Annotated in this window: 8 protein-coding genes; 3 read left to right on the forward strand and 5 right to left on the reverse strand. The window is 48.1% G+C overall.

What is annotated here, in order from left to right; all coding sequences use genetic code 11:
* Nucleotides 1-664: 664 nt before the first annotated feature.
* Nucleotides 665-1,036, forward strand: coding sequence for a hypothetical protein (locus IM284_RS22665; protein ID WP_047367242.1), 372 nt, complete (start codon nt 665-667; stop codon nt 1,034-1,036).
* Nucleotides 1,037-1,094: 58 nt separating this feature from the next.
* On the opposite strand, the gene IM284_RS22670 is transcribed toward IM284_RS22665, so the two are convergent.
* Nucleotides 1,095-1,562: a SymE family type I addiction module toxin gene (locus IM284_RS22670; protein ID WP_082131790.1), complete on the reverse strand. Its 468-nt coding sequence runs from the start codon at nt 1,560-1,562 to the stop codon at nt 1,095-1,097.
* 301 nt (nt 1,563-1,863) lie between these two features.
* On the opposite strand from IM284_RS22670, the gene IM284_RS22675 reads away from it, so the two are divergent.
* A complete protein-coding gene (locus tag IM284_RS22675) occupies nt 1,864-2,733 on the forward strand; it encodes a phosphorothioated DNA-binding restriction endonuclease (RefSeq protein ID WP_047367241.1) in 870 nt (289 codons plus the stop codon).
* A 282-nt stretch (nt 2,734-3,015) separates the two neighbouring features.
* Here the strand turns inward: IM284_RS22675 and IM284_RS22680 are convergent, their stop codons facing one another.
* The 4 genes from IM284_RS22680 to IM284_RS22695 are packed head-to-tail and all read right to left on the reverse strand — an operon-like array spanning nt 3,016 to nt 10,888.
* A complete protein-coding gene (locus tag IM284_RS22680; RefSeq protein WP_032734448.1) occupies nt 3,016-4,059 on the reverse strand; it encodes a Wadjet anti-phage system protein JetD domain-containing protein in 1,044 nt (347 codons plus the stop codon).
* Nucleotides 4,060-4,083: 24 nt separating this feature from the next.
* On the reverse strand, nt 4,084-8,520 hold the full coding sequence (locus IM284_RS22685; RefSeq protein WP_047367240.1) for a hypothetical protein: 4,437 nt from the start codon (nt 8,518-8,520) through the stop codon (nt 4,084-4,086).
* 2 nt (nt 8,521-8,522) lie between these two features.
* A complete protein-coding gene (locus IM284_RS22690) occupies nt 8,523-9,419 on the reverse strand; it encodes a hypothetical protein (RefSeq protein ID WP_032734386.1) in 897 nt (298 codons plus the stop codon).
* A 2-nt stretch (nt 9,420-9,421) separates the two neighbouring features.
* Nucleotides 9,422-10,888: a hypothetical protein gene (locus IM284_RS22695; protein WP_047367239.1), complete on the reverse strand. Its 1,467-nt coding sequence runs from the start codon at nt 10,886-10,888 to the stop codon at nt 9,422-9,424.
* 175 nt (nt 10,889-11,063) lie between these two features.
* On the opposite strand from IM284_RS22695, the gene IM284_RS22700 reads away from it, so the two are divergent.
* The gene (locus tag IM284_RS22700) at nt 11,064-11,957 is read left to right on the forward strand and encodes a WYL domain-containing protein (protein ID WP_032734388.1); all 894 of its coding nucleotides are present in this window, start codon (nt 11,064-11,066) and stop codon (nt 11,955-11,957) included.
* Nucleotides 11,958-12,145: the final 188 nt, after the last annotated feature.

Genomic DNA, 12,145 nt, shown 5'->3' on the forward strand with positions numbered 1-12,145 from the left:
GGACGGAGCGGGCGCAGGGGGTGACGCAGGAGACGTTGAGGGAGGTGAAGGTGGGGCTGGGGGTGCCGGTGTTTTGAAAGTGTGAGTTAAGAGAGAGTTAGTGGTGGAGTGTATGGTACCAGCATGAAGCCGCTAACTCGTTTATTACGAAAATAAGCAAGGCGCAATAAATTCTTAAATGCATTATTAGCCAATGTCGTTTGTCATTCTGTTGAGAGCGCTATATTCATAGACTCTTTTTATTTTAAACGTCACGATAACTGTTATGAGCAAGTTTATTATTTCCATGCTGAATACGTTACTTTGTGTTTTTGTAATTGTGTTATGCCTCATATACGTGGGCGTCACTGATAACTGGAAAGAATGCACTATAGCTATAATCATCACTTTAGGATGCGCACATTTCATGGCCGTTTTACTGAATCGTGTATTGCCTCATAAGTTATCTATCTTAGAAGGAATACTGGAATTATTAGGAGGACCACTATTAGTTATAGGCGCAATGGTGTGCTTTGATGTATTCGAACCCTGGCCGTTAAAAATCATTGGGATGTTTGCGTGGATTGTTTTTATTTTCTTTTTACCTTCAATAATAAGTCCCAGGCGATAACTCGGTCTGTTAATCAATATCTACGTCATTTCTTCACCCACGGAATCCAACATAATGTACCCCACTCTTTCGCAGGTCATTGAGGTTGTACGTCAGTCCTCGGGACATCATCGCAAGCGCATCGATGAAAACACCCTAATCGAAGCCGACCTTGATATCTGCGGCATGGATGGCGATGCCCTGATTGAAGACTGCGAGGCAGCGTTTGGCGTTACGCTCGTCACTGAAGAAGACGGTTATGAGAAAACTTTTTCTCTCGCTGAAAATGAGTTCCTTTTTAGCACCGAGGGCATAGATTACTTTGGTATCTGCCGTTTGATTCGCAGGCTACGTGGCATACCCGAACCTGTGATACGCGATTTAACCGTTGGCGAACTCCATGCTGTACTGGTTAAGGCAGTGAAAGAACAAGTACATCATTATTGAATGACTTTTGGCATAGTGCGGGCATGCGCTCATATGCCCGCACTAGTTAGTCTTAAGTTTAAACGGCCTTCCCACTCCCACGCTTAATCACGGGAACATCACCCGTATCGTTCAGCGCCCCCGGAAACGTCTTCAACCACTGCGCCACTTTCTGCTTATTTATATTCACCACACTCATACCTTCAAGGCATCCCCATAATTCTCTTGTATGCTGTGGCGTAATCACAATGCAGTCTTTCATGGCGCGGATTTTCACCGGCATACCGTTGATAAAGCCCGCACGGGTTAGCCAGTCACCGCCCAGAAGAAGGTATTTCATGTCTATACGCGCATACAGTTCGCAGCAGGCTGCACTGTCCTGCGGCGTTTCCGCTCGGGGATGGACGGGCGCCGCGTTAGGCGGGTTGCCGTGAAGACGGCGGGCGCTGTTTTTGCGTACCAGCTCGCGGTTTTCAATCATGCCGGTGAAAGCGTCTGATTCTGTTTTGCAAACGGTAAACTCTGGCTTAAAATTCGTCGCAGCCATTTTCAACTCCTTGTAAGTTGTTTGTGGTTAGCGGTATGGGGGTGTTGCAGCACCTTCATATCGCGAATTCTCTCTTCAAATATTCTTCAATATTTCCTTTGCCGTTCAGCGTAATTTCTGGTGCCTATTATACAAGGCTGAATATAAATACAGCGGTTTGGTGTGGGGTAAATTTGGAATTTGCGAGGAGGATTCAGGAAATAGGGTTCTTTGCGGTAAGGTCATGTTTTTGTTGATTGCGGGTTGATTGGTCTGGGTTTTGCGAGCATCATCGCAATTATTTACTTTCTTCCGTAACGCGATGGCTTCCAGCAAAACTCTCGAACAGGCAATTGCCGATATCACCATCTGGCGCAAAGGCGAACAACGTGCGCCGCATAAGCCTTTATTGCTTTTGTACGTGCTGGCGAACTATCAGCAGGGGCATGCGCGACTGTTTGATTACGGAACTGAGGTCCACGAGCAGCTGCTTAGCCTGTTAGAACGCTTTGGCCCACAGAGGAAGGCGCATTACCCAAATATGCCTTTCTGGCGGCTCAAGGGGGACGGGTTTTGGGATCTGAAGAATACAGAGTTCTGTTCGACCACTGGCAGTAAGCAACCGCCTGTTAAAGAACTTGTAGAACATAACGTCGCAGGCGGGTTTGATGAAGAACACTTTGCGCTGCTGAGTAAGAACAAAAACCTGATCGGCTCGCTGGCGCAGCAGATCCTTGAAGCGCATTTTCCTGAAAGCATTCAGGAAGAGCTCGCGGATGAGATGGGTTTTGATATCCAGCAGATCCTTAAGGTTCGAGATCCGCTGTTCCGCCAGCAGGTACTGCGAGCTTATAACTATGAGTGTGCAATCTGCGGGTTTAACATGCGACATGATAACGCCTCTGTTGGACTTGAAGCCGCGCATATCAAGTGGAAGCAGTTTGGCGGACCGTGCGAGATCACGAACGGACTGGCGCTGTGTGCAATTCATCATAAGGCGTTTGATAAAGGATCTATTGGGCTGGATGAGAGTATGCGGGTGCTGGTTTCCGAGGCGGTGAATGGGGGCGGGATTGTTGGGCGGCTGTTCTGGGATTTTGCAGGAAAGGAGATTGCTTTGCCGATGGTGAAAGGGAATTATCCAGGGGAAGGGTTTGTGGAGTGGCATCGGAGGGAGGTGTTTAGAGAATGAGTGCGAAGGCCGGACTCGCCTTTTCTTTTAAGTAATTGAAAATTAATGGGTTGTGAGAATTTAGTTTGGGGATTTGCCCCCAGAATGGGACATGAAATTGAATACTGGGTGGAAGATCACAAAGTTGGATCTTTATTCTCAATAAATGGAGCCAATATGATTAGTAAATATATATCATCGGTCACGATGAATAATAAATCAGCAGTAAAGGTTACTCTCCAATAGGAGTACCCACCTGTATTATAAGTAGGCTATCTCCTAAAAAACACATTGGGATTCAAACTATATGACTAAACCTAAAGAAGCCACGCCTTCTTGAGGTAGACGCTGATGGATCGCCAGAAGAGTCTTCATTTCTCGTAAAACAAACTGTGGCATCCACCTACACTGCAATTCAAAATCAAACCGTTCGTTATTGGCGTTCCCTTCTGGCGTCATTAGACCATTTAAGATCAGTTCATTATAAAGCCATTCATCCAAATGTAAGCTGATACCGTAATCACTAAGCAGCTTACACTGCAACTGATGGGCGATTTTTAAGCCCGCTACATCCAGATCGCCAAAATAAAGTAACTGTTTTACCTGTTCGACCTCAAGGAGTTGTGACACGCACTCCGCCTGGCCGGACACTTTGTTACCTGCGCCATAAATGACCAGTGACCAACGAGTCTCAACTCGATTAAGTTGGCATAGTCGATAATACACATCGGAGTTTTCAACAATGATAGCCGGAAGATCATGGCAACATGATGACTCATACGGTAAAGGCGGTGCACGTCGAAACGCGCCCATATCAGCCAAAGTCAGAGTGACATGCTTCCAGCCATCAGGCGGCAAGGAGTCCAGCGCTTTTTCGTCACCAAATATAAGCAGAGACCGCTCACGATGCCCAAGCAAGCCCGGGAATAGTGACTTGTCGCCCTCGGTTTGGCGAAAAAGATATGTATTCAGCTGTTGTAAGCGTGCTTTGATTGGCTGGGTCAGTTGTCCTGTAATACGTCGGGCCAACCAAGGATGCCAGGCTATTTCTGATGTTGTCTTCGTAGGAACGATGGCACCTTCGTAAACAAAAGTACTTGGCAGGCTCATACCCCGCCAGTAGCGCTGCCAACTCGCTTTGCGCTTAGGCTGAGCCCGCCAGTCCCTCTCAAGCAGTAGCGTAACAGCCTGACTCAGCAAATCAGGCACCTCCTGGCTCAAGGCCTCTTGATTGTGTGCGCGTAATACCTCATCCAGCACCGCATTAGCTTTCACTGTACGGGCGGCCTTACCAGCGGCAAGACGATGTTTATTGGCTGTCGACTCCAGTCGGGATAGCCAGATCATTACGCTACTCATCTCATATCAGCCTTAAATGACGGGATCGAACTGTGGCTTAGCAGCCAGAGAAGCTGCCCACAGGGCATGGCGTTCTTTATCAACGGTTACCAAATCGCGCCGCCTCAGTTTTTGAACTTTATTCAGGAAGAGATGGTTATCAAACATTGATTGGGCGTTTTCATCCGAAATACCAGTCAGGTAGATGAGCTGAATTTTATAGGCTTTGGCCATTTGGGTTTGAATTCGCATTAGATCATCGGCATTCGATTTACCCAGCGGGTTATCGGCTAACAAGAATCCTGCACTTGAAATACCCGTATCGTACTCTCGTACTTTACCAACCGTCACAAACAGTAAAAAGGCAGATGTAAGGCGCTGTCCACCCGAACCTTCAAGTCGGGTGACAGGAGTCCATTGTGGACGGCTGGCATTCGTCTTCAGCAAACGCACCTCCAGCTCCCCTTCGCCAAATACCGACTGTATCAAATCAGCTGTTAAGGCGTCTCGATTGGGCGATCGGGGTATCTGTCCCTTGGCTATCCACTGCTGCAAGCGGCTGCTGGCAAAACCCCTGAGATCAGCGGCAACATCATTCAGCCGGTCGGTCATTTTGATAATGGGCCGGCCAGGCAGTACGGGGCAATCCTCAGGAATTTTGACCGACATCGCGCGCTTGAGAAGTTTAATCGCCCCTTCCAGATGAGCAGTCAGATGGGTGACAGTCAGATCAATCGAACGCTGGAATTGTTCCAGGCTATCCTGCACAGCTTCAAATACCTGCGTGATCCCTGTACCGACCCTGTCCAAATCGCCCAGCACTTCATGATAAGTTGCGATTGAGTCCAACTGCCGTAAGTATTCCTGACTGGCTCGGGTATCTAGATCCTTGGCCAACTCTTCTTCGATCCGTTTGCGGAATTTTCCCCAGACCGTAGAGACGCGTATATTTTGCTGTTTTAGCGTTTCATTTAGACCGGCATACATTTGGCATTGTGTAGCCAGATCGTCAGCATATTCTGTGATGCTCAGGATCCTGCCAGGTAGACCCGCGGCAGAGCTCGGCGTAATGGGCTGAATCATCGCTTGAGCTGTTTTGGCGTTCTGCAGCCGTTCTTTCACATTTTCCATCTTTTGCAACTGCAGCTTCTTTTGCTCCAGTTGAAGTTTTAGCTGGTATTCAATTTCATGGAGGCTGTTGACGATTTCAGCCAGAGACGTTTGGATTGTCTCTATCTCAATGGGCTTCTCTTCCCAAATAAAATCCTCGTCAAGTGCTTTACCAGCCTCCTCACAGCTTTGAGAAAAATTTTTCAGAGTTACCTGAGAATTAATTAGATTTTGCGTGAATTGCTTTTGCTGTTCCTTCAGGCGTACGATACGGTTATTAATTACCGTTAGCTCATTGATAGCCGCCGCTTTTACCTCGTCCGGATATGTATTGTAGGTGGGTTGAGCAGTCAAACGCTCAGAGGCAGAACGTTGTGCCTGTTCAGCATCTTTCAGTTGTTGCTTGAGAGCGGTCACTTGATCACCGTTGGCTGCTTCGAGCAATTTTTTGTGCGCCTGAGCTGCCATCTCATGGGCATCTTCGGGGCTTCGTCCGGCCATACCTTCAGTCGCCGTAATCTCTGAATAGAACGGCTCGTTACACAGATTACCCCAGTTGCCCATTTGGATATTTAAAAGGGTTTTCTCGGAGCGCTTGTTCTTCTCGATCTCGTTCAGCCGTTCCAGTCTCTCTCTCTGGGTGCAAAGAGTGTCCTTGCTTCGTTGAATCTGTGCAGCTAACTGCTCCAGTTTCATTATCGCCGTTTCACGCTTCGCCCATTCTGTTTCTACAAAAAAACTCAGTTTATCATGTGCTTTTTCTGCCTGAATTTTCTGCTGTTGGGCGTTGTTTAACCGCACCTGAGCATGTATCTTCTCGTCACGCAGTGTTTGCTCATCATGCTCAGCTTGCTTAAGTGCTGCATCAGCATTTTCCAGTATTAAGAGAGCCAGCTCCCGTTGGTCAAGCAGTCCCCCCCAATGCTTGCCATACTGTTCGTAATGCAGACGCCAGTCATTCCTGAAAGATTCCAGTACCTTAAGGGCGCTCTTCTCCGCCTTCACACTGACTTCCTGCGACGCTACGATATTCTCCAGGTCTTGCAGCCGGGCTTCGTAAGCGGCCTGGCTATATCCGTGCTTATCGGGGTTTGAGAGGACGACCTGTACTAATTCAGACGTTTCTCGGCGGAGATCTTGTGCTTCATCCAGCAGGTAAATAGCAATAGGTGCCTTCTTCCAGGGAAGGAGCTCACTAATTTTATGGACCTGTTCAAAAGTTACATTGTCGAGCGCGACCAGACTCAGGTAGCGTCCAGGGTTTTGATCGATCACCGATGCAATCTTTTGTGCATCATCGTTGTAAACAGAGGCCAAATAGTGTGGAAATGTCCAGAGCTTATCCCGTGCAATGCCCGCCGCATAAAACGCTTCAAGTGCCTCATTGACCTGCTTAGCGACCAGTTCATGTCCCGTCATCCTTAACTCGTCCAGTTCGTGCCGGGCTTGCAGTAAACGCTCTTTCATTCCATTCAGCGTGTGAGAGTTCGCATTCAATACCTTGTCGAGCTGCAATCCACACTGCTCGCTGTGCCAACTCGTGTCTTCAATATCTAGATCATGTTGCATTGACGTTGGCAGTTTTTGATAGGTTTTTGCTAAAACTAAAGCACTATCCACAGCTGACTGGTGTTTTTGTTCAGCCAGAATGAGTTTTTGCTGGGCCTCACTTTTCTCAATTGATGCCTCCCGCACAACATTCAGCTGTGCTTCCAGCGCCTGCTCTTTCTGATGAAGAATTGTATTAGCCAGTTCTTCACTCTGCTTTGCATTGCGTAAGGTTAATTCCAGTCGGTATTGGGCTGCTACTGGTGTTTCATCCTTCTGGATCAATCCAGCTTCACATAATTCATTCCGTTGCGATTCGCCCTGCTGTTTGTCTCTTTTATATCTCTCACGATCCGCCTCCAGGCCACCCAGCATCTTTTGTAGTTCGTCGTATGATTGTTTAAGGGCATTGCTTTCTCTATCCATCTGCCCTAATTCTTCCTCAAGCGTAGCCTCCTGCTGGCGATGCCTGTCAATTGCCCACTCTAATGTGCCTAAGGCTTCGCCTGCAGTACGCTCGAAAATAACCTGTAGCGGCCTTTCCGCTTTACTTTGGAATACCTTCAGATCTTCATCTGCCTGGAGATACTCATTCTGGGCCTTAGCATAGGCTTTGTAGTCTATAGCAGCGTGAGTAATCTCAATCTGGCGCTGATTAGTATCGGCTTCGTCTTGAAGCGCATCGACTATCGCTTTTTGTTTGTCGAACTGATGCTGCGCGAGATCATATTCAAGCAGTGCTCTGCGCTTACCTAACTGCTCACGCAGAGACATCGCCTGGCCAATATGCGTTTGCAAACTATCCATGTTATCTTCAAGCTGCGTCTGTTCAACCTGAGCATCCCTGACAAAGGCTGCGAGATCGCGCATTGCTTCCCGGAAGCCATCATCCAGCAGTTGCTGCTGCGCCTGGATGCTTTCCAGCTGTTTAGCCGGATCAAGAAACGCCAGCCAGTTAGCCAGCACATCCTTCAGGAAGTACTCGTTACGACGGATCCCCTCTAACTCTCCCTGACGTTCAACTTCATGCGCTACCAGTTCCCGCAGCCGCTCAGCCGCATCTTTAGACATGGTGCAGGCGAAAAATGCGCCAAGGAAATCATGTTCAGTTTTGTATTCGATAAAACGGGTCAGGCCACCTTCTTCGGAGTTGAAGGTCACCATTGTTTTGATAAGATCAACGTTAATTTGTTGTTCCAGCAAAAATGCGCGCCACTCGTTCTGTCTGGTGGTTTTACGCCAATGCATGCCGCCTTCACTACCGGCCTTGAGATTAAGCCAGCTATCAAAGCTGCGCAGGCTATTGGCATAGGGACGTAGCTCAGAATTGCGTTCCGCGCGGGAATAAGAAGGGACTTCATCAAACGGCGCGCCCATCAGGGCGTCGGGCGCATCACAAATAAACAGTGTGCGGTCAACATCATCTCCATTACGCTGATGAGCATGTCCCAGTAATAACGTTTGTCCTGATTCATTGACCATCTCAACCAAAACAACAGAGAGTTCTTTATAGAAGTAATTGCGGTAGTGGTATTCACTCTGGCGATGATTTGCCAGATATTGGGTGAAGTCACTAACGGACGGCTCAAAAATCGATAACAGCAGCGCGATGTAGGTTGATTTACCGCCCCCATTCACAAGCTGCTGATAGGTACTGGTCACCACCTTCGCATTCCTGACGGGCGAGCGCAGGCCTTCAACAACAGGGCTACCGACCGCTTGAGACAGGCCAATATAGTCCAGTGTGAGGTCCTTGTAGAAAGCTTCTTCATGGCCTGCGCCATCCATATAAACCCGCTTAATCAGCCACATGATTAAATCTCCGTCAAACGTTGTGTTTCTGTGGTTCCAGTTGTAACTGGACGTTCATTGAGCGAAGAAAACTCCATGGTATCTGCTAATGCTGCAATATCGCTTTCAACTAAGTCTGACGACCGTTCTTCTACGGCTGGACTGATGCTCATGACAAAACGCACCGTCTCTTCAATGCCAGTATGGCGCAGATAATGTTTGAGTTTTTGGGTCGGATACCAGTCGGACTCTCCCGACAAACTGCTGTCTTCGGCCAGAAAGCCTTCCTCCTGCAGCAGTTGTATCCAGCGCGTTGCCATTTCTGTTTGCGAGCGAATACTTGAGACACGCCCCACCTTTTCGTCGTGAATACGGGGAATACGTTCTTCCTGCACAAACCTGGCCGCCATAAGTAGGCCATCTACGGTATCGTCCCCCTCGGCCTTGCGCTGGGCAATCACCTGGTCGGCAACATTATTGAGCCTGGCTACCACCGAGGCGGCATTAATGGCGTTACTCTGACCGAACTCGACACGAACGGTGTCTGGAGTTGGAAACAAATCAGCCAGCAACGCAATCAGTGTTAAGCCTGCAAACAGACGCTGTTCTTTCCGTTCCTTACCCTGTTGCTCAGCCATTGTTTCAGGTAACAAGCGTTTGTTCAGCCAACCCAAAGATGGGGAAAACGGGCCTCGGCCATCTGCAGCCAGTAATACCCCGTAGGTCTCATGAATCCCGAGATACCGCAATTTCATACCTGTCGCGACGCCACGGATAATCTCTGCGAACAGGGCATCACCTTGCAGATCAAGCGCACGTTGAATCAGCTCATCCCCCATTTTATATCCCAGTGAATTCATAATTGCCTGCGTGGCAATCTCGGCGTAGCGTTTCGCTTGTTGATGCGCGTTGTCGTACATAACTACTCCTCAAAGGGGTATAAGGGAGCGACCATTAACAGTTTGATATTGTTAGCCCGCCAGAGCGTTGTTTCGATAGCGTCGTCTATCTCTACTTCTATTGCGGGATCGCTGTTAGCTGCCAGACTGCCAATATGAAGTAAACAAACCTGTTGTTCTTGTTCGGATAATTCTTCGCACTCATAGGCGTCGAAAACATCTCTAAAGCTCACATACCCCCAATTCTTCAATCGGTCACTAACCCAATCGCTGCATTTTTTAATGACAGATTCAGGGATACCTCGCAGGTTGGTTTCAATAGCTACAGGCTGATCGGTGAGGTCCTGTATCTCATGTGGAAGCGCCTGTTCAAATCTATCGAGATAAAGGTTCAGCAGCGCCTCAAGGTCAAACAGAATGTGCCGATCATCATCCTGTCTTCGGGGAGCCAACAGGCGTGCGGTGAGACCATCGATTTCCTTTTCGACAGTGTCGGGGGGATGAGACAGCAAGGGCTTGAGTACACCTTTTTCAAGCGTTTCCCGGAAAAGGGTATTATCTCTGGGAATAATGAGTTTCAGACGAGCTCGCTCAAAATCTTTGTTAACATCAAGTAAGCAGTCTTGATAGCGCTGCGTAAAAGCGCAGACCTCAGCAAAAATCTCCTGTGCCTTACGTAGCTTATTTAATTTGTCGGGATTTAATTTCGAACTTCCTTCAACCAGCATTTCGGTAATGGCCGACATTGAGTTCTGGATATGTTCCAAAACCTCTCGGGTTTTATCAAAGGAATCATTGAGTACGGGACGGATATCGTGTGCATAAGATGCACTCAAATCACCAGACTGGGCAGCACGCACTTTCATCCGCATCCCAATCAGATATTGCTCCAGTTGCCGCTGCGTTGATTGGATCTGGTGTACTGCCTTGTCGATCTCACCGCGACGGATGGTTTTAAGCGTGCGCCAGGCCAGAATCGCAGCGCGTTCTATCGGCGTTTCATCCAAACGGAGGGTATAGAACAGCATTCCTTCATCAGTCAGCGACCAGAGAATATCATCTGAGCCGGATAGCTGGTCATAGCGTACCAGACGGACTATCTGCTCTTCGGAATGCGTTCGTTGCGAGAAGTCGTAATAACTGAGACGGAAAGGGTCTTTGATCGCCGCAAAAATCTTGCTGGCAACTTGCGCGTAGTCGGACGCTTCTTGTCCCGGATAGGCTTCATTGAGGTGCCCAACCAGACATAGCTCAGCTTCTTTACGCGTCATACCTGGCTGGCGCTCGCGGTCAGCATAATAAAGCATGGCGTCAAAGAGATACATAATTGCCGCCAGTGCATCAAGCTCGAAGCCATCAAACGGATTGCGCTGTAGGGCGCTGTATATTGAATCCAGCGTCCGCACTACCAGCAACGCGTGAGATTGAATCGTCAGCTCGCGGCGTGCCATAGATTCATTACGAGCCTGCTCCAAAAACCCTAGTGACATAACATTCTCCCTCTGAGACGGAAGTCACTATAGTACTCCCCGCCCAATTAAGCAAAGAAACTTTGCTTAATTTTCTTTGATAACAATGTTATTTGTTTTGATGTCATTCGCCTTCTATACTTAGTCCGTATATCAAACCGCAATTGATTAACCTGCAAATAAGAATAAAACTGATATGTACTACTCAATGTTTCTTGATAAACACAAATCCCCCCTCAGCCACGCACAATGGTTGCGCTTGCGCTATATTGAGCGCCAGCTACTGTGGGAACGAAAAGTCACTTCGCGCATGATTGCTGAAGAGTTTGGCGTCTCGGCGCAACAAGCTCGTACTGATGTAAGAACCTATATGGAGGTCGCTCCAGGCAATGCTATTGAGAAGGGGGCCGGCCGAAAAGGGTATTTCCCCAGTACGACGTTTACGCCTGTTTTGCTGGGAGAAAACGATCTGGTCTGGCGTGCGACGGTAGAATTTCAACCGCCGCAAGCGGCCCACGCGCAGGAAATCCCGCTCATCCATCGCGCAGTGCATAGCCGCACGCTGGCAATTTTTTTGTCAGCAATCGAACAGAAGGGGCAAGTAAAAGTGACTTATGCGTCAATGGAAAACCCGGAAGGCATATCCCGTACACTAAGCCCTACGGTAATTATCACCGTTAACGGGCGCCAGCATGTGCGAGCCTATGACTGGGGCAGTTCGGCGTTTAAGGACTTTGTTTTGGCGCGATTTCTGGACTCGCCGGAACTGATTATTCCTGCCGCCCCCCCTCCGCGCAAAGATACCGCATGGGAGGTCGTAATCCCCGTGCGTTTTATAGCCAATCCAACACTAAACAAAGCGCAACAAGAGGTAATTAAGCGGGACTACATACTTGAACCATCTGAATTCAGCATTCGTGCACCAATGATTTTTTATTTATGCCCTGAAAACAATCTGCCTAAAACAGATGATGAATATGCACAAGCTACTGACGCCAGCAGCCAAGGCCCCTTTGTCTATCCTGTTCTAGCTGTGCACGCCCAAACAGGTGAGCCTATTCATAAGTACCGCCATGCAGGTGAGAGATAGACATTCTGTTTACTAATAATTTATAGCCATTCACTGTGACTGTTCCTGTATCAGAGATATGATGCAGGAATATAAAAAACCAGCCACCTATAAATTATGATTTTTAATTTCTGATTCAGTTGAATCCCCAATCCGTTCCATACGTGAAAAATTTTTTTGATTTTCAAGCCCTAAACCCATTTCAATAT

Source organism: Enterobacter cloacae complex sp. P12RS (assembly GCF_014895875.1).
GTDB lineage: Bacteria > Pseudomonadota > Gammaproteobacteria > Enterobacterales > Enterobacteriaceae > Enterobacter > Enterobacter bugandensis.

Bases quoted from the DNA above. Each gene is read 5' to 3' on its own strand.
- IM284_RS22670 (WP_082131790.1), bottom strand. From the start codon at position 1,562: ATGGCTGCGACGAATTTTAAGCCAGAGTTTACCGTTTGCAAAACAGAA.
- IM284_RS22675 (WP_047367241.1), top strand. From the start codon at position 1,864: ATGGCTTCCAGCAAAACTCTCGAACAGGCAATTGCCGATATCACCATC.
- IM284_RS22685 (WP_047367240.1), bottom strand. From the start codon at position 8,520: ATGTGGCTGATTAAGCGGGTTTATATGGATGGCGCAGGCCATGAAGAA.
- IM284_RS22680 (WP_032734448.1), bottom strand. From the start codon at position 4,059: ATGATCTGGCTATCCCGACTGGAGTCGACAGCCAATAAACATCGTCTT.
- IM284_RS22665 (WP_047367242.1), top strand. From the start codon at position 665: ATGTACCCCACTCTTTCGCAGGTCATTGAGGTTGTACGTCAGTCCTCG.
- IM284_RS22700 (WP_032734388.1), top strand. From the start codon at position 11,064: ATGTACTACTCAATGTTTCTTGATAAACACAAATCCCCCCTCAGCCAC.
- IM284_RS22695 (WP_047367239.1), bottom strand. From the start codon at position 10,888: ATGTCACTAGGGTTTTTGGAGCAGGCTCGTAATGAATCTATGGCACGC.
- IM284_RS22690 (WP_032734386.1), bottom strand. From the start codon at position 9,419: ATGTACGACAACGCGCATCAACAAGCGAAACGCTACGCCGAGATTGCC.